This window comes from Paraburkholderia sp. Tr-20389, from assembly GCF_017104565.1.
Taxonomy (GTDB): domain Bacteria; phylum Pseudomonadota; class Gammaproteobacteria; order Burkholderiales; family Burkholderiaceae; genus Paraburkholderia.
In genome coordinates this window covers 91,496-108,394 of record NZ_JAAGPD010000030.1, presented here as the reverse complement: position 1 = coordinate 108,394, position 16,899 = coordinate 91,496, and the positions used below count along the sequence as shown (strand labels likewise).

Below are 16,899 nucleotides of genomic sequence, written 5' to 3'. Positions count from 1 at the left end.
CACGACCCGTGCCATGCGCGTCTCGCGCTACCTTTCAATGAAAATTTCATGAAGATTCGGGGCACCCGACGCACTATCCTCTGTCGTAATCGCATGAACCTTCTACAATCACCGGAATAAAGCCACTAGCACAGGAGCGAGCTGATGCAGGATCCAGAAGCACTCGGCGGGCTGACCCATCAGGGCGGCGTGGACTATCGCGGCGAGGAGAGCGATGGCGCATTCATTGCGCCTGAAAACCTGAATGTCGCGAGCGCGACCCAGCACGTGCTGAAATCGGGCGGCACGTTCATCGTCAACGATCCCCTCGGCGACGTCACCGGACGTGACGACGGCCTGTTCGTCAACGACACCCGCGTGCTGTCGACGCTGCGCCTGACGTTCGGCGGCCGCGCGCCGTCGCTGCTGTCGGGCAGCGTCGGCAGCGACAACACCTCATTCACCGCGCATCTGACCAACCGGCCGCTGCCGCCCCTCGGCGGCGACAGCACGCCGGAAGGCGTGATTCACGTCGAACGCGTGCGGGTGCTGTCGGGCACGGTGATGAACGAAGCGATCGAGCTGACGAACTACGGCACGACGGAGGCCGTCGTGCCGCTGTCCATCTCGTTTGCGAGCGATTTCCGCGACATGTTCGAAGTGCGCGGACTGAAGCGCACGAAGCACGGCACGGTCGAAGCGCCGCGCGTGCACAAGAACGAAGTGCTGCTCGGCTACATCGGCCTCGACGACGTGGCGCGCCGTGTGCGCGTCGCGTTCTCGCCGATGCCCGACAAGCTGTTCGCGGACCGCGCCGACTATACGGTGAAGCTGCCTGCGCAGGCGTGCGTGTCGATCTATCTGTCGGTGGCCGTGCAGGTCGCGGCGCACAAGGGCACGCCCGACGTCGATGTGCCGCAATCCACCCATACCGTCACGGAACAGCACGTGTCGCAGATCGACGCGGCGCGCCCGCGCGTGGGCCGCACGGCCGTGCGCGCGGCGCTCGTCGACGCGCACCTCGTCATGCGCGAGCGGCGCCGCGCGTCGGCGCGCGTACGCTCGAGCAATCCGCTGTTCAATGCGTGGATCGACCGTTCGCAGGCCGACCTCAATCTGCTGACGACCGATCTCGCGACCGGCCCGTATCCGTATGCGGGTATTCCGTGGTTCTCGACGCCGTTCGGCCGTGATGCCGTGATCACATCGCTGCAGATGCTGTGGTTGCAGCCGGGCCTTGCTCGCGGCGTGCTGCGCTTTCTCGCCGAGCATCAGGCGAAGGAAGATTCCGCGTTCCGCGACGCCGCCGTCGGCAAGATCATGCACGAGATGCGCCGCAGCGAAATGGCGGCGACGGGCGAGGTGCCGTTTGCGCTGTATTACGGCGGGGTCGACACGACGCCGCTCTTCATCGTGCTGGCGGGCGCGTACGTGGCGCGCACGGGCGACACACAGCTCGTCGACGAGTTGTGGCCGGCGCTCGAACGCGCGGCGAAGTGGGTGGCGGGCGTCTGCGATCGCAACGTATATGGGCTGCTCGACTATCAGCGCGCCTCCGACGGCGGTCTCGCGAACCAGGGCTGGAAAGACAGTCACGATTCCGTGTTCCATGCGGACGGCAGCTTTCCTGAAGGGCCGATCGCGCTCGTCGAAGTGCAGGCCTATGCGAGCGCCGCGTTCGACACGATGGCGCAGTTCGCGATGTTGCGCGGCCAGTCCGACGACGCAGTGCGCTACACGCAGCGCGCGACGTCGATCCGCGCGTGCGTCGAAGACAAGTACTGGATGGACGATTCGCGCTTTTACGGCATCGCGCTCGACGGCAAGGGCGAGCTGTGCCGCGTGCTGGCGTCCAATGCGGGTCATCTGCTGGCGTTCGGCCTGCCTTCGCGGGAACGCGGCGAGGCCGTCGCGCGTGCGCTCGAATCGACGCTCTTCCACACGGGCTGGGGCGTACGGACGCTGGCGGCCGGCCAGCCGCGCTTCAATCCGATGGCGTATCACAACGGCTCGGTCTGGCCGCACGACAACGCGCTGTGTGCGCGCGGCCTCGCGCGCTACGGCGCGAAGGCGGCGGCCGTGCGTCTGTTGCAGGCGCTCTTCCAGGCGGCCGTCAATTTCGACATGCGCTTGCCCGAGCTGTTCTGCGGCTTCCCGCGCCGTCGCGGCGAGCAACCCACGGCATACCCCGTCGCGTGTCTGCCGCAGGCCTGGGCGGCCGGCTCGCCGTTCATGATGCTCGAGGCATGCCTCGGCATCACGATCGACGCGCAACGTCGCGAAGTGCTGATCGAGCAGCCCATGCTGCCCGAAGGCATCGACTGGATCGAGATCGGCGATTTGCGCGTCGGTGACGCGTCGGTGTCGATCACGTTCCGGCGCGTGGCGGGCAAGGTCGTGGCGTCGGCGGAGCAGGGCGACGTGCGCGTGATCGCGCTGCTTTGAGTCCGCTTTGTTTGGCTAACGGAACTCGAGCTTCGACGGAGAGAGCCAGCGCATGGCGCAACAGAACGTCTACGTCGCGTTCAAGGGCACGCTGAAACTGGGCGTGCCCTTTCTCGACGGCTACACGGGCGACCCGCACTACGTGATCGTCGTGGACGACGCGCAGGGCGGCGAGTTCAGGATCGTCACCAACGTGAAGTCCGACAGCTCGCTCACGGGGCAGGCGGGCTATTCCGTGCTCTATTCGTGGGCGCAGTATTTCGACCATCCGATGGTGGCCGACCTCGCGAAGCTGCCGGCGGGGCTCGCGCAAAGCGGCTTTCCGAAGCTCGACTACGTGCACGATCCACGCCTCGTCGATCTCGGCAGCATGCGGCCCATCGCGCTCGATACGGCGACCGAGCACAACGACATCAACGCGCTCGTCAACGGGATGTTGCAACTGGACATGTCGGCGGCACCCGTCGACTATCTGTATCCCGGCAAGAGCGGCAACGACATGCGGCGCGGCTGGAAGCCGACGAAAGACGTCACGGTGTACGGCTTCGGCTTTCTGTTCGAGCCGGGCCACGACGGCTTGCACGAAACGCATATGAACCAGGGCAACCCGAAGCCGCAGCCGGGCAGCCGCGTGAGGGATCATTCGTCGGAAAACGGCACGTTCCAGGACGGCGCGGTGATGGTCGAAGTGGACGGGCGCTTCCAGGCGCTGTTCGTCGCGTTTCAGACCCAGCTCGTGCCGACCGACAACCGTGGCTTTCCGATTCCCGGCCAGTCGCATCCGATACTCGGCTGAGGTCGGCAAGGTCGGACAGCAGCGAGCAGCGAGACGCCGCGCAGCTTGAACCGCGCCGGCGCGGTGCTAAGCTTGGCGAAAGCGTTCAGCGTATTTTTTCAGGGGCGCGTGACGATCCTGCCCGTTTCACCCGACGTGGCAGGCGATCGACGCGGCTCAAGGGAGAAGCTCATGGCGGCACGCTCGATTGCATCGTTGTCTCTCTCGTTCGGCCTCGTGTCGATTCCCGTCAAGCTGTACTCCGCGACCGAAAGCGCGTCCGACGTGCGCTTCAATCTGCTCGCGCCCGACGGCTCGCGCGTGAAGCAGCAGTACATTTCGGAATCGAGCGGCGCCGTGGTCGAGCGTTCGTCGATGAAGAAAGGTTACGAGTTCGAGAAAGACCGATTCGTCGTATTTACCGCCGACGAACTGAAGGCGCTCGAAGAAAGCGCCAGCCACGTGGTCGAGATCGTGGCCTTCATTCCGGAAAAATCGGTCGATCCTGTCTACTACGACAAGGCCTACTACATCGCGCCCGACCGTCGCGGCGGCAAGCCATATAGTCTGCTTCAGCAGGCGCTCGCGGAAAGCGGCCGCTGCGCGCTGGCGAAGTGGGCGTCCAAAGGCAAGACGCGCATCGTGCAGGTGCGGCCTTCCGCCGACGGGCTGGTGTTCCAGCAACTGCTGTTCGCCGACGAAGTGCGTTCGATGAAAGACCTCAACATCGAGCACGTCGACGTGTCGGCGTCGGAACTCAAGCTCGCGATGCAGATCATCGAGCAGGGCACCGAAGACCACTACGATCCCGCCGCGTATGAGGACGAAGAGAAGAAGCGCGTTCTCGCGGCCATCGACCGGAAGATCGAAGGCAAGCAGGTCATTTCGAACGAACGCGCCGATGCGCCCGCCGAGGGCGGCGAGGTTATCGACCTGATGGAAGCGTTGCGCGCGAGCCTGCGTGGCGGCGCGAAGGCCAAGCCCGCCGCCGCGCCGAAGCGCAAGGCTGCCGAACCCGTCGCGGATATTGCGGACGCGCCGCGAGCCCGCAAGCCGGCGGCGCGCGCAGCGAAAGCGCCCGCTGAAGCGCCCGCGAAGGTTCGGGCACGCAAGTGACGCGCAACGACGCGCCGCACAGCCTGACGATGCGCGAGTTGCAATCGATGCTGGGCGTGTCGCGGCGCATCATCTCCGGACTGATCGACGCCGGTTTCGTGACACCTGCGCGCGGGCCGCGCAACGCGCTGCGCTTCACGTTTCAGGACGTGGTGCTGCTCAGAACCGCGTTGCAATTGCGCGCGTCGAATATTCCGCCGCGCAGGATCATCCAGGCGTTGACGCGGCTGCGTGCCGAACTGCCCACCGAACTGCCCTTGTCGGGCATTCGCGTGACGGCTGTCGGCAATGACATCGCGGTGAGAACGGGGCCGTCGCAGTGGGACGCGATCACGGGCCAACAACTGCTCGACTTCGAAATCGCCGAGATAAAGGGGGACGTGGTGTTCCTCGAATCGACGCCGAAGCCGGCGGACGCCGCGCAACAAGCCGAAGACTGGTACGAGCTGGGCGGGCAACTGATGAAGTCCGACGTGAAAGGCGCGGAGCTGGCGTACCGCAACGCGATCGAGCTTGCCAAGGAGCCGTTTTATGCGGCCTATGTCGATCTCGGGGCGCTGCTGTGCGAAGCGGAAGCGCGCTGCGACGAAGCGCTTCGCGTATTCGATGATGCGCTCGCGCACTTCCCGAACGACGCCGTGCTGCATTTCAATCGGGCGGTCGCGCTGGAGGGGTTGGACCGGCTCGACGAAGCAGAGCGCAGTTACGAGCGTTGTCTCACGCTCGATCCATCGTATGCCGATGCGCATCACAACCTTGCGATCCTGCTCGAAAGCCTCGGCGACAAGCAAGGTTTGTTGCGGCATCTGAACGCATATCGGCGGCTGATTACCTAGCTTGCGCGCAGTGTGCGGCTGCTAATTGGCGGGTGCGCAAAAAGGCGTAGACTTGCGGCTTACGCTCGCTAAAGCGGGTGCGGCGGGGCGCTCGATCGGGCGCCTCGTCTGCCTTGCGCGCAGGTTGTTTTCAGTGCAAAAGCACACACGTATTGAAGACAGGACAAACAGAATTGAGGTCCGAAACCCATGCTCAAGCCCGAATTCAATGACGCCGACAGCGCGCGTCCCGAACTGCTGTGCTATCTCGTCGCGATTGCTGCAGCGTCGTATGCGATGACGCAGGAATGGCGCGTCGATCATGTCGTCGAGTGCTGCCGCCGCTGGCTCGCGAAGAACGATGTGAAGATGGTCTGGCTCGACCGCGTCAGGATCGGTCAGCTCGCGTTGAAGATCGCGAGCCAGGATTTGCTCGAGGCGGGCATCGCGGTGCGTCTGTCGAGCGTCAATGCACTCTTTACGAGCGAGATGGAACTGAACGAAGCGAGCACGATGGTGCAGAGAATGATGTCGCTTTGCCAGGAAGCGCTTTGAGCAAACAAGCGAGCAGTTAAGCGCCCACCCAGTCAGTCGAGCCCGGTTGCGCAGCGTTGTACCGGGCGAACACAGTGTTGCAACTTCCCTAGCTGATCCAGAGACGAGGCCGATCCATACTTGCGGATGGTCGTGCACCGCATCGTGCAGGTGCAAGCGTTCAGCTTCGAGGTTGCTGTGAAAACGTTCGCAATGAATCAAGTCCTGTCGGGTCTGAACGATCTGATCAGGCAACGCGTGACAGTCGTCGCGCTGTTCACGCTCATGCCGCTGATGATGCAGGCTTGCGCGAGTTCCAGTCCCGTCGTGCCGACTGGCGATGCGGGGCGCTTCACGCTGCACGCATCGGCGGCGGGCGGAAACGTCGCGTGGGCGAGATCGCATAAGGCCGTCATGCAGAGCGCGAGTGACTTCTGCGCACAACGCGGCGAGGTGCCGAGCGTCGTGTCGGAATCGTCGAAAGGCGTGAGAGCGCTCGAAACCCACGAGGCCGAACTCACGTTCGAATGTCACCCGCGTTTTTGACGAATCGTCGATCGACTCATTAGACGAAAACGGAAAGCGAAAAGTGCGAATAGCGTAAGTCGCCCTTAAGGATGGGCAACTATAAAGTGATGCACATGCGACTCGCGCGGCGCCTCCAATCAACCAATCAGAAAGGGTGACCCGGACTCGCAGATACGACGTCTATCCGGAGGTCGCCCATCATGCAGATCATCCCCGCTGCCATTGCGCGCGTTGCCACGTTCTTTCCCCTCGCGTGCGCGATGCTGCTCGCGGCGCAGGTCCGCGCCGAATCCACGTGTCCCGACTATGTCGTGCTGCCATCGGGCAGCGCCTTCAACATCGCGAGGCTGATCGCCGATGCGGGGTCGCCGCAAGCCGCGCTCGACAAGGCACGCTCGGCCGTCGAACAGGTCAGTTCGAATGGCGGTTGTCCACGCTCCGTGCGACGCGCCGTGTGCGAAGAAACGATGGCCGTCGCGAAGAAAGCCATCGTCGCCCTGGAAGCGTGCGTTCGGCCGTCCGGTTCTTCCGGGGCAGTCGAGACGGATTCGCCAACGGCATCGAAATAGCCGCGCATCCACGCTCGAACGCTAAAAATACGGCCTTTCCCTGCGCAAAAGTAATGGGTCCATGCCCCCGACCTGGGACATTCCCTATCAAGCTCCGTTCGAATAACGAAAGAAAAGGCCTTTCAGATGGCCTCGCCGTGTCATCGACACAGCCGCAAAGCCGCACCAGTGCTGGCGCTCAGCCAGTTGCTCCGATTCCGGACGCTTTTCGGTGCACGCCGCACAACGGCCTTGCATTACCAAAGGTATGGATAAGTGCGCACAAAATGTAGATGGATGACGCTATTTGGCTTGCTAATCTGCAATCCATGCACTAAGCACCGACGAGAAACAGCTTAAGCGCACGAATATTCTGGCTTTCGTGCGACGAGTGGTGACTTGTTCTGATCTATCGCCTCGCGACGCTTGCGATCTGGTTTTTTCGCACGAGTTCGAAGGACTCGGCGAATGCGACAGTCGCGCGCTTCATTTCCTGAACTTGCCAGTTGGGATGACAGAATGACCCCAAACCTGACATTTGCGCCCGAGGGCGTACTCCATCCGGGCGCACTCGATGCGGAAGATGTTTCCGCGCAGGCCAAACCCGTCGCCGTGTCCGGCACCGATATCCTCACGGTCCGGAATTTGTCGAAGATATTCGGCCCCAAGCCCGAACGTGCCGTCGAGCTGATCAAGCAAGGCCTCGGGCGCAACGAAATCTTCGAGCAGACGGGCAACATGGTCGCCGTCAACGACGTGAGCCTGAGCGTGAAGGCCGGCGAGATCTTCGTGGTCATGGGCCTCTCGGGTTCCGGCAAGTCGACGCTCGTGCGACTGCTCAACCGGCTGATCGAGCCGACCTCCGGCCAGGTCATTCTCGAAGGCCGCGACATCGCGCCGATGTCAACGCTGGAGTTGCGCGAAGTCCGTCGCAAGAAGATGGCGATGGTGTTCCAGTCGTTCGCGCTGCTGCCGAACCGCACGGTGCTCGACAACATTTCGTATGGCCTCGAAGTTGCGGGCCTCAAGAAGGCGGACCGCTACGCAGTGGCGCGTGCCGCGCTGACGCGAGTGGGCCTCGGCTCTTATGAAAAGCTGCTGCCGGGCGAGCTGTCGGGCGGCATGCAGCAGCGCGTCGGCCTTGCCCGCGCGCTGGCCGTGAACCCTTCCGTGCTGCTGATGGACGAAGCATTCTCGGCGCTCGATCCGCTGATCCGCTTCGAAATGCAGAACGAACTGCTGCGGCTTCAGAAAGAAGAGCAGCGCACCATCGTGTTCATTTCGCACGACATCGAAGAGGCCATCAAGATCGGCGGCCGCATCGGCATCATGAAGGACGGCTGCCTGATTCAGGTCGGCACGCCGGCCGAACTCATCCAGTCGCCTGCGGATGCCTATGTGCGGGACTTCTTCCGCAACGTGGACGTGTCGCGTTTCCTGAAGGCTTCGAGCCTGATGACGAGCGTCGAGCGCGGAATGATTTCCTGCGACGTCGGCGCGCCCAGCGAGCGGTATCTGAATCAGCTGATCGATAGCGGCGTCGAATGCGGTTATGTGTGCGACGAAGCAGGTCGCTATCAGGGGTGCGTCACGCCCGCGTCGTTGCACAAGTCGGGCACCCATCCCATCCGCGATGCATTCGTGAAGGACGTGAACGCCGTGGCGCTCGATGCGGATCTGCATCAGCTGGCGACGATCGCGCTGAGCCAGGAACACGACGTACCCGTCACCGACACGACCGGCAAGCTCGCGGGCGTCGTGTCGTGCCGCACGATACTCAAGCAGGTCATGGAACGGAGAGCAGCATGAACTCGTCAGTCATCGGCAAATTTGCAGAAAACGTCGTCAACTTTCTCTTCCAGCATTTCCGCGGCGGCTTCGATGCGTTTTCGGCTGGCTTGGGCGCCGTCGTCAAGCTGCTGGAGGACGGACTCGCCGCCGTGCCGTTCATCGCGATGGTCGCGATTCTCGTCGCGTTGGCCGTGTGGCGGCGCGGCGTGGTGTTCGCGGTGTTCGTCGGCGCGGCGTTGATGGTGATTCACTACATGGGACTGTGGGCCCAAACGGTGTCTACACTCGCGCTGGTGATCGCGGCGACGGTTTTCAGTCTCGTGATAGGCGTGCCGCTCGGCATCTGGGGCGCGCGCAACAAGCGCGTCGAAGTGATCCTGCGTTCGCTGCTCGATTTCATGCAGACGATGCCCGCCTTCGTCTACCTGATCCCCGCCGTGATTCTGTTCGGCCTCGGCCGGGTGCCCGCCGTGATCGCCACCATCGTGTTCGCGATGCCGCCCGTCGTGCGTCTCACCACGCTCGGCATTCGCCAGGTGCGCGAGGAACTGCTCGAAGCGGGCCGCTCGTTCGGCAGCACAGATTCGCAGCTGCTCTGGAAAATCCAGTTGCCGAATGCGTTGCCGTCGATCATGGCGGGCGTGAACCAGACCATCATGATGGCGCTGTCGATGGTCGTGGTCGCCTCGATGATCGGCGCGGGCGGCCTCGGCGAATACGTGCTGAGCGGCATCCAGCGGCTCGACATCGGCATCGGCTTCGAAGGCGGACTGGGCGTCGTGCTGCTGGCGATCGTGCTCGACCGTCTCACGGAAAGTTTCGGCATGAAGGCGAAGAAGACCAAACGCACCGTGCGGACCGCGAAGCCCGCCGGCACCAACACCGCGGTGCGAACCTGAGCAACGCGTAAAGACAGATGCCACATCGCTACAGCAGTTCATTTTCTAAAACTTCCATAATCGCGTAGGAGTACTGTATGAAACCCAATCTGTTCAAATCGCTGGCAGCGAAACTGGCTGTGTCGACGGTCGTCGCGATGAGCGCCGGCGCAGGGCAGGCAATCGCGGCAGAGCCGATCAAGATGGCTGTGACCAACTGGGCAGACGTGCTGGCCGTCGCCAACGTGGCCAAGTACGCGCTCGAAACCAGCCTCAAGCAGCCGGTGCAGTTCGTGCAGGCGGACATCGGCATCCAGTATCAGGGTGTCGCACGCGGCGATCTCGACATCATGGTCGGCGGCTGGCTGCCCGTCACGCACGGTACGTACTACGCACGCTACAAGAACGACATGGAAGACGTGGGCGTGATCTATACGGGCGGCAAGAACGGCTGGGCTGTGCCCGCGTATATCCCCGAATCGCAGGTCGCGACGATCTCCGACCTCGAGAAGCCCGATGTGAAGACCAAGCTGAACGGCACGATCCAGGGCATCGAGCCCGGCGGCGGCCTGATGCAGGCCTCCGAAAAGACCATCAAGGCGTATGACCTCGCCGGCTACAACCTGCAATCGTCCAGCGAGGCAGGCATGCTCGCGGGCGTTCAGCGTGCGTATCAGTCGAAGCAATGGATCGTCGCAACCGTATGGAGCCCGCACTGGTTGTTCCAGAAGTGGCAGATGCGTTATCTGAAGGATCCGAAGGGCACGCTGGGCGGTGAAGAACAGGTGCATGGCTTCGCGTCGAAGCAGTTCGCCACCAAGTTTCCCCGTGCCGATGTGTTCTTCAAGCACTTCAAGCTGACGCTCGCCGACGTCGAGGCGATCGAATACGAAGGCAACACGACGAACGACTACGCGACGGCCGCGAAGAAGTTCGTCGATGCCCACCCGGAAAAGCTCAAGGCCTGGTTGCAGCAATAAGTACCGCAACAAGTGCAGCAACGAGCCGGGCACGCATCGACCCCGGCTCAGCCGTCCTGAAACACATGCCTTACACGTCAATACCCGGAGTCACCACGTGAACGAGAACTCGCGCTTTTTTGCAGAAACGCTCCAGAGCCGCGACCCTGTCATCGCATCGGAGATCGCGCTGGAATTGCGCCGTCAGCAGACGCAGATCGAACTGATCGCTTCTGAAAACATCGTCTCGGCGGCAGTGATGGAAGCACAAGGCACCGTGCTGACCAACAAGTACGCCGAGGGCTATCCGTCGAAGCGCTACTACGGCGGCTGCGATCATGTGGACCGGGTCGAGGCGCTCGCCATCGATCGCGTGAAGGCGCTGTTCGATGCCGAGTTCGCCAACGTGCAGCCGCATTCGGGCGCACAGGCGAACGGCGCGGTGATGCTCGCGCTCGTCAAGCCGGGTGAGACCGTGATGGGCATGTCGCTCGACGCGGGCGGCCATCTGACGCACGGCGCGCGTCCCGCGCTGTCCGGCAAGTGGTTCAATGCGGTGCAGTACGGCGTGAGTCCGCAAACCTATCGCATCGATTACGACGAAGTGCGCAGGCTTGCCGAGCAGCATCGTCCGAAGCTCATCATCGCGGGCTATTCGGCTTATCCGCGCGCGCTGGATTTCGCCGCCTTCCGCGATATCGCCGATAGCGTGGGCGCGATGCTGATGGTCGATATGGCGCACATCGCGGGCATCGTCGCAGCGGGACGTCACGAGAACCCGATCCGTTTCGCCGACGTGGTGACGTCGACCACGCACAAGACGCTGCGCGGACCGCGCGGCGGCTTTATTCTCACCAACAACGGCGACGTCGCGAAGAAGATCAATTCGGCTGTTTTCCCCGGCTTGCAGGGCGGCCCGTTGATGCATGTGATCGCGGGCAAGGCCGTCGCGTTCGGCGAAGCGCTGCGCCCCGAATTCAGCGCCTATATCGATCACGTGCTGCGCAACGCACAGGCGCTCGGCGACGTTCTCAAATCGGGCGGTGTGAATCTCGTGACGGGCGGCACCGACAACCATCTGCTGCTCGTCGATCTGCGCTCCAAGGGGCTGACGGGCACGCAGACCGAGAAGGCACTGGAACGCGCCGGTATTACGTGCAACAAGAACGGCATTCCGTTCGACACGGAGAACCCGACGGTGACGTCGGGCATTCGTCTCGGCACGCCTGCCGGGACGACGCGCGGTTTCGGCACGGCGCAATTCGAGCAGATCGGCCAGATGATTCTGGAGGTGTTGTCGGCGCTCGAACGCGAGCCTGGCGGCGACGAACAGGTCGAACGCGCGGTCCGCAGCCGCGTGCGCGATCTGTGCAGCCAGTTCCCCATCTATTCGCACACCGAGGCGCTCGCATAAGGCGGCTCGGCGTTTTCATCAGGCACGGCGCGTGGATTCGCGAGCCGCCATCTCATCGACTGAAGAGAGAACCGAAATGAGCTTTCTGGGCGTACACACACCGCTGGTGACCCCGTTCAAGGCAGACGGCGAGATCGATCATGATCTGCTCGGCAAGCATGCCGCGAATCTCGTGGGCCGCGTCGCGGGCCTCGGCGTCGGCGGAACGACGGGCGAATACTACGCATTGAGTTTCGAAGAGCGCGTCCGCACGTTCAACACGGTCGCCGAAGCAGTGGGCGGCAAGACCTATCTGACGGCGGGCATCAACGCGACGACGACGAAAGACGTGATCCGCCTCGGTCAGGAAGCGAAGCGCGCCGGGCTGCCCGCACTGCTGCTGGCCGCGCCGTACTACGCGCAGCCGACGCAGGAAGAATTGCTGAGCCATCTGCTGAAAGTGGACGACAGCCTCGACATGCCCGTGATGCTGTACAACTTCCCGGCGCGCACGGGCACGGACATCGGCGACGAGGTGCTGTCGAAGCTGCTCGAACGGAAGAACTTCATCGCGATGAAGGAAAGCACGGGCGATATCTCGCATCTACATCATCTCGCGACGCACTTCAAGGACCGGCTGGTGCTGAGCTGCGGGATGGACGATCAGGCGCTGGAATTTTTCGTATGGGGTGCACAGAGCTGGGTCGCGGGCGCGTCGAACTTCCTGCCCGAAGCGCATACGTCGCTGCTCGACGCCTGCGTGAAGCAGGGCGACTTCGCGACGGGCAGAAAGCTGATGGCACAGCTGCTGCCCGTGCTCGAACTGCTGGAGCGCAGCGGCAAGTTCATCCAGTATGTCCGTTACGGCTGCGAGCTGGCGGGTACGCCCGTGGGCGTCGCGCGCGCGCCGCTCGGCACGCTCGATGAAGCAGAACGCAGCGCGTTCGCCGCGCTGGTTCGCCCCTTGTTGCGCAACACTCAGTAACACACACTCGCATGGCCTCGAAACTGGAATTCGCGCGATTTCCCGCCCCGGACGGCGTCAACGGCTGGTGGGAAAGTCTGCCGCCCGCCGCGCCCGCCGTTTCGGTGTCGTCCGACCGGCAGTACGACTGGGTCGTCGTCGGCGGCGGCATTACGGGGCTGTGTGCGGCCCGGCGACTCGCCGAGCTTGCGCCCGATGCGTCGATTGCGCTGGTCGAGGCGGATCGCATCGGACGCACGACGGCCGGGCGCAATTCCGGCTTCTTCGTCGACCTGCCGCACGACATCAGCAGCGAAAGCTATTCGCGCAGCGTGGAAGCGGACAAGGCCGACGTCCGTTTTCAACGTCATGGCATCGACTACGTGCGCTCGGCGGTGAAGCAGCACGGCATCGAATGCGACTGGCGTGACGACGGCAAATTTCACGCGTCGGTGAACAAGAAAGGTCACGCGGCGCTCGCGCATTTCGCCGAGGGCCTGGAGCGCATCGACGAAGCGTTCGAATGGCTCGACGAAGCCGCCATCGCGAAGGTGACGGGCACGACGTTCTATCATGGCGCGCTGTTCACGCCCGGCTGCAGCACCGTGCAGCCGGCGGCGCTGATGCGCGGCCTCGCGGCGAGCTTGCCCGCGAACGTGCAGGTCTTCGAACTGAGCGCAGTGAAACGGATCGACGATCAGGGCACGGCGAAAGTGCTGAGCTTCGCGAACGGCAAGATCGTCGCGAAGCGCGTGATTCTCTGCACCAACGCGTACGCGGCGACATTCGGCGGCCATCCGAACGGGCTGCTGCCCGTGTACACGTTCGCGTCGATGACACGCGTGATGAATCCCGACCAGGTCAGTCGGCTGGGCGGCACACGTTCGTGGTCGCTGATTCCCGCCGACCCGATGGGCTCGACGGTGCGCCGTCTGGCCACGGATCGCATCTGCGTGCGCAATCACTTCGCGTTCCGGCCGAATCTCGAAGTGTCGCAAGCCGATCTGGCGAAGGCAAAGAGTCTGCATCAGCGCTCGTTCGACCGGCGCTTCCCGATGCTAAGGGACGTCGAACTCGAATACACGTGGGGCGGCCCGCTGTGCCTGTCGGCCAACAACGGCGCGCTGTTCGGACGCAGGGACGATGGCGTGTTCGAAGCGGTCGGCTGCAACGGCCTCGGTCTGAGCCGCGGGTCGGCGTCGGGCAAATTGATCGCCGAGTACGCGCTCGGCCAGTCGAGCGATCTGGTGCGTCAACTGTTGAACCAGCCGCATCCGCGCTCGCTGCCCGTGCGTCCCATCGCCGACGTCGCGGTGTCGGCGGCCATCTGGGTCAAGGAATTTTCGGCGGGTGCCGAGCTTTAAATCTGTGAGGACAGGACATGACGACGTATCAGGAATGGCAGCAGAAAGCGCAGGCCTTGTCGCTCGACGGCAGGGCGTTCATCGCCGGACAACGTTGTGCGGCTGCGTCGAATGAGACTTTCCCGACGCTCAATCCGTCGACGGGGAAGGCACTGGCCGAGATCGCTCGATGCGATGCGAAAGATATCGACCGCGCGGTCGCCGCGGCGCGCGCTGCATTCGAATCCGGCGTGTGGTCGAAGGCCGCGCCCGCGCAGCGTAAAGCGGTGCTGTTGCGGCTCGCACAACTGATCGACGACAACGCCGAAGAACTGGCGCTGCTCGAAGCGCTCGAGGCAGGCAAGCCGATCAGCGAATGCATGGGGCTCGACATTCCCGAATCGGCGGCGTGCATCCGCTGGCACGCGGAAGTCACCGACAAGCGCTACGACGCGCTGTCGCCGTCGGGCGCAAATGTCGTGAGCATGATTACGCGCGAGCCGATCGGTGTCGTCGGCGCCGTGCTGCCGTGGAATTTCCCGGCGCTGATGCTCGCGTGGAAGATCGGCCCGGCGCTCTCCGTCGGCAATAGCGTGATCGTGAAGCCCGCCGAGCAGACCTCGCTGTCGACGCTGCGCATCGCCGATCTCGCGCTCGAAGCGGGCGTGCCGGCGGGTGTCTTCAGCGTCGTCACGGGCTTTGGAGAAAGCGCAGGTCAGGCCCTGGGACTCCATGCGGACGTCGACCTGGTGGCGTTCACGGGTTCGACGGAAACGGGCAAGCGCTTTCTGCGCTACTCGGCGGATACGAACCTGAAGCGGGTCGTGCTCGAATGCGGCGGCAAGAACCCGCAGGTCGTGCTGCCCGACGTCGCGAATCTCGATGCTGTCGCGGAACAGGCCGTCGCCGCCGCGTTCTGGAACATGGGCGAGAACTGCAGCGCGGGTTCGCGCATCCTCGTGCCGTCAGCGCTGAAGGCGAGTCTGCTCGAAAAAATTCAGGCCGTGCTGCAAGGCTGGAAGACGGGCGATCCGCTCGATCCCGACGTCAAGCTCGGTTCCCTGATCGAGCAGAAGCACTATGAAAAGGTGCTGGCGCACATCGAGAAAGCGAAGGCGGAAGGCGCGCGAGTCGTGTGCGGCGGCAAGGCCACGCGCACGGAGACGGGCGGCTGGTTCGTCGAGCCGACCATCTTCGACAACGTGACGCCGCAAATGAGCATTGCGCGCGAAGAAGTGTTCGGCCCGGTGGTTTGCATCGTCGAATACGCCGATATCGACGAAGCGGTGCAAATTGCCAACGACACGTGCTATGGTCTCGCGGCATCGTTGTGGACCGACAACGTGAATCACGCGCACAAGGTTGCGGCGCGGATTCGCGCGGGCACGGTGACGGTGAACTGCTTCGGCGAGGGCGATCTGTCGACGCCGTTCGGCGGATTCAAGCAGTCGGGCTTCGGCGGCCGCGACAAGTCGGTCTATGCGCACGACCAGTATTGCGAGCTGAAGACCACCTGGCTGAAGCTCGACTAGGCGATGCGCAGCAACAACCGTCAGCCCGGCCGTCGCGCCGGGCTGACGCGATTCTGGTCCGGATGTCGGTTATCGGGGCCGGGGCGTGTCACGGCGGACTCGGGTTGTCCGCCCTTGCCTGTTGCCGCGAAGACTCGCACACTATTTTTCGCGCGGCTATCGTATTGTCACGGGGCAATGCGCAGCGGCGGACCCGCTGACAACCCGCGGGCGCGTCCGCTTTACAGGTGAAAGCCATGCAAAAGAAACAGATGTTCGCCGACCGGCTGCTCGCGCAGATGCCTTCCCTGCGCGCGCTGCGCTGCTTCGTCACGGCCGCACGCTATGAAAGCTTCACACAGGCGGCGGAAGTGCTCTGCGTGACGCAGGCTGCCATCAGCCGGCAGATCAAGGAACTGGAAGATTCGCTGGAGGTCGCGCTGTTCGAACGGACAGGCCGGCACATCGCGCTGACGGATGCCGGGCGCATTCTGTACAACGCGTCCTATCTGTCGATCATGAACATCGCCGAAGCCGCGGAGGCCGTGCGCCGCACCGACCGGGCCGCGCTGACCATCTGCGTGTCGCACACGTTCTCGGCATTGTGGCTGTCGTTCAGGCTGCCGTCGTTCCGCAAGCGCTTTCCTGAGATCCGTCTGCATGTGATGGTCACCGAGCATTTCATGGAACTCGACGACCTGATGGAACCCGACATCATCATTACCAAGAATCCGCCGCGCGAACCGGAATATGAAATCGAGCCGCTTTTCCATGATGTCGTGTATCCCGTGTGCAGCCCGTCGTTTCACGAGCGGCATTTTCACGGCAGGTCGCTGAAGCCGCTCGACCTGCTGTCGCATCCAACGCTCAACCTCTCGTTGCTGGGGCGCGCACAGGTATGCGAACACGTCGACTGGCGCGTGTGGCGCAACTGGTTCCAGCAGGGCGACGGCACGGACCGGCTGGTCGAGAACGACCATCTGGAGAGCAACGACTACCGGCTGCTCGTCGCGCAGGCGGAAGCGGGCGAGGGCACGCTGCTCGGCTGGCATCATCTCGTGCATCGCCAGGTCGAACAGGGCCGCCTGCTTCGGCCGGTGCAGGATGCGCTCGAATTCCACGACCGTCATCACTATCTGATCACGCATAAGAACGCGCGGCTGCGGCCGGAGTATCAGCAGTTCCGCGAATGGCTCGGTGAAGAGGTCGGCGCGATGATGGGCGAATGGCGCAGCGTCGAAGTCGAAGCGGCGAAATAGCGTTGCCGATCTCGATGCAGACAGTGCGAGCCGGCTTTTCACGCGTCGCGACGCAGGCGGT

15 protein-coding genes are annotated in these 16,899 nt (G+C 63.4%); all 15 read left to right on the top strand.

What is annotated here, in order from left to right:
* Positions 1 to 144: 144 nt before the first annotated feature.
* The 15 genes from G3N95_RS25625 to G3N95_RS25555 all read left to right on the top strand — a co-directional run bounded on the left by G3N95_RS25625 (position 145) and on the right by G3N95_RS25555 (position 16,838).
* A complete protein-coding gene (locus tag G3N95_RS25625) occupies positions 145 to 2,424 on the top strand; it encodes an amylo-alpha-1,6-glucosidase (protein WP_205972868.1) in 2,280 nt (759 codons plus the stop codon).
* A 52-nt stretch (positions 2,425 to 2,476) separates the two neighbouring features.
* Positions 2,477 to 3,220 carry a YukJ family protein gene (locus G3N95_RS25620; RefSeq protein ID WP_205972867.1) on the top strand — a complete coding sequence of 248 codons (744 nt, stop codon included), beginning with the start codon at positions 2,477 to 2,479 and terminating at the stop codon, positions 3,218 to 3,220.
* Between the two features lie 171 nt (positions 3,221 to 3,391).
* On the top strand, positions 3,392 to 4,315 hold the full coding sequence (locus G3N95_RS25615) for a Ku protein (RefSeq protein WP_205972866.1): 924 nt from the start codon (positions 3,392 to 3,394) through the stop codon (positions 4,313 to 4,315).
* Positions 4,312 to 5,151 (top strand): tetratricopeptide repeat protein, encoded by an 840-nt coding sequence (locus tag G3N95_RS25610; RefSeq protein WP_346778402.1) that lies wholly within the window; start codon positions 4,312 to 4,314, stop codon positions 5,149 to 5,151. The genes G3N95_RS25615 and G3N95_RS25610 overlap by 4 nt, the downstream gene beginning before the upstream one ends.
* A gap of 189 nt (positions 5,152 to 5,340) precedes the next feature.
* Positions 5,341 to 5,685, top strand: coding sequence for a hypothetical protein (locus tag G3N95_RS25605; RefSeq protein ID WP_205972865.1), 345 nt, complete (start codon positions 5,341 to 5,343; stop codon positions 5,683 to 5,685).
* A gap of 192 nt (positions 5,686 to 5,877) precedes the next feature.
* Positions 5,878 to 6,210, top strand: a complete 333-nt coding sequence (locus tag G3N95_RS25600) for a hypothetical protein (protein ID WP_241018920.1) — start codon at positions 5,878 to 5,880, stop codon at positions 6,208 to 6,210.
* 182 nt (positions 6,211 to 6,392) lie between these two features.
* Positions 6,393 to 6,761 carry a hypothetical protein gene (locus tag G3N95_RS25595; protein WP_205972863.1) on the top strand — a complete coding sequence of 123 codons (369 nt, stop codon included), beginning with the start codon at positions 6,393 to 6,395 and terminating at the stop codon, positions 6,759 to 6,761.
* Between the two features lie 498 nt (positions 6,762 to 7,259).
* Positions 7,260 to 8,549: a glycine betaine/L-proline ABC transporter ATP-binding protein gene (locus G3N95_RS25590; RefSeq protein WP_205972862.1), complete on the top strand. Its 1,290-nt coding sequence runs from the start codon at positions 7,260 to 7,262 to the stop codon at positions 8,547 to 8,549.
* Positions 8,546 to 9,430, top strand: a complete 885-nt coding sequence (locus G3N95_RS25585; protein WP_205972861.1) for a proline/glycine betaine ABC transporter permease — start codon at positions 8,546 to 8,548, stop codon at positions 9,428 to 9,430. Before G3N95_RS25590 ends, G3N95_RS25585 begins: the two co-directional genes overlap by 4 nt.
* Before the next feature lie 77 nt (positions 9,431 to 9,507).
* Positions 9,508 to 10,389 carry a glycine betaine ABC transporter substrate-binding protein gene (locus tag G3N95_RS25580; protein ID WP_205972860.1) on the top strand — a complete coding sequence of 294 codons (882 nt, stop codon included), beginning with the start codon at positions 9,508 to 9,510 and terminating at the stop codon, positions 10,387 to 10,389.
* A gap of 97 nt (positions 10,390 to 10,486) precedes the next feature.
* On the top strand, positions 10,487 to 11,782 hold the full coding sequence (glyA, locus tag G3N95_RS25575; protein WP_205972859.1) for a serine hydroxymethyltransferase: 1,296 nt from the start codon (positions 10,487 to 10,489) through the stop codon (positions 11,780 to 11,782).
* Positions 11,783 to 11,858: 76 nt separating this feature from the next.
* The gene (locus tag G3N95_RS25570; RefSeq protein WP_205972858.1) at positions 11,859 to 12,746 is read left to right on the top strand and encodes a dihydrodipicolinate synthase family protein; all 888 of its coding nucleotides are present in this window, start codon (positions 11,859 to 11,861) and stop codon (positions 12,744 to 12,746) included.
* 11 nt (positions 12,747 to 12,757) lie between these two features.
* Entirely contained in the window at positions 12,758 to 14,089 is a 1,332-nt protein-coding gene (locus G3N95_RS25565) for an FAD-binding oxidoreductase (RefSeq protein ID WP_205972857.1), read from the top strand.
* Between the two features lie 17 nt (positions 14,090 to 14,106).
* On the top strand, positions 14,107 to 15,600 hold the full coding sequence (locus tag G3N95_RS25560) for an aldehyde dehydrogenase (RefSeq protein ID WP_205972856.1): 1,494 nt from the start codon (positions 14,107 to 14,109) through the stop codon (positions 15,598 to 15,600).
* 236 nt (positions 15,601 to 15,836) lie between these two features.
* Positions 15,837 to 16,838, top strand: a complete 1,002-nt coding sequence (locus G3N95_RS25555; protein ID WP_205972855.1) for a LysR substrate-binding domain-containing protein — start codon at positions 15,837 to 15,839, stop codon at positions 16,836 to 16,838.
* Positions 16,839 to 16,899 lie beyond the last annotated feature (61 nt).

Excerpts from the sequence above, each read along its gene's own strand:
- G3N95_RS25625 (WP_205972868.1), top strand. The coding sequence starts at position 145 with ATGCAGGATCCAGAAGCACTCGGCGGGCTGACCCATCAGGGCGGCGTG.
- G3N95_RS25620 (WP_205972867.1), top strand. The coding sequence starts at position 2,477 with ATGGCGCAACAGAACGTCTACGTCGCGTTCAAGGGCACGCTGAAACTG.
- G3N95_RS25615 (WP_205972866.1), top strand. The coding sequence starts at position 3,392 with ATGGCGGCACGCTCGATTGCATCGTTGTCTCTCTCGTTCGGCCTCGTG.
- G3N95_RS25605 (WP_205972865.1), top strand. The coding sequence starts at position 5,341 with ATGCTCAAGCCCGAATTCAATGACGCCGACAGCGCGCGTCCCGAACTG.
- G3N95_RS25600 (WP_241018920.1), top strand. The coding sequence starts at position 5,878 with ATGAATCAAGTCCTGTCGGGTCTGAACGATCTGATCAGGCAACGCGTG.
- G3N95_RS25595 (WP_205972863.1), top strand. The coding sequence starts at position 6,393 with ATGCAGATCATCCCCGCTGCCATTGCGCGCGTTGCCACGTTCTTTCCC.
- G3N95_RS25590 (WP_205972862.1), top strand. The coding sequence starts at position 7,260 with ATGACCCCAAACCTGACATTTGCGCCCGAGGGCGTACTCCATCCGGGC.
- G3N95_RS25585 (WP_205972861.1), top strand. The coding sequence starts at position 8,546 with ATGAACTCGTCAGTCATCGGCAAATTTGCAGAAAACGTCGTCAACTTT.
- G3N95_RS25580 (WP_205972860.1), top strand. The coding sequence starts at position 9,508 with ATGAAACCCAATCTGTTCAAATCGCTGGCAGCGAAACTGGCTGTGTCG.
- G3N95_RS25570 (WP_205972858.1), top strand. The coding sequence starts at position 11,859 with ATGAGCTTTCTGGGCGTACACACACCGCTGGTGACCCCGTTCAAGGCA.
- G3N95_RS25565 (WP_205972857.1), top strand. The coding sequence starts at position 12,758 with ATGGCCTCGAAACTGGAATTCGCGCGATTTCCCGCCCCGGACGGCGTC.
- G3N95_RS25560 (WP_205972856.1), top strand. The coding sequence starts at position 14,107 with ATGACGACGTATCAGGAATGGCAGCAGAAAGCGCAGGCCTTGTCGCTC.
- G3N95_RS25555 (WP_205972855.1), top strand. The coding sequence starts at position 15,837 with ATGCAAAAGAAACAGATGTTCGCCGACCGGCTGCTCGCGCAGATGCCT.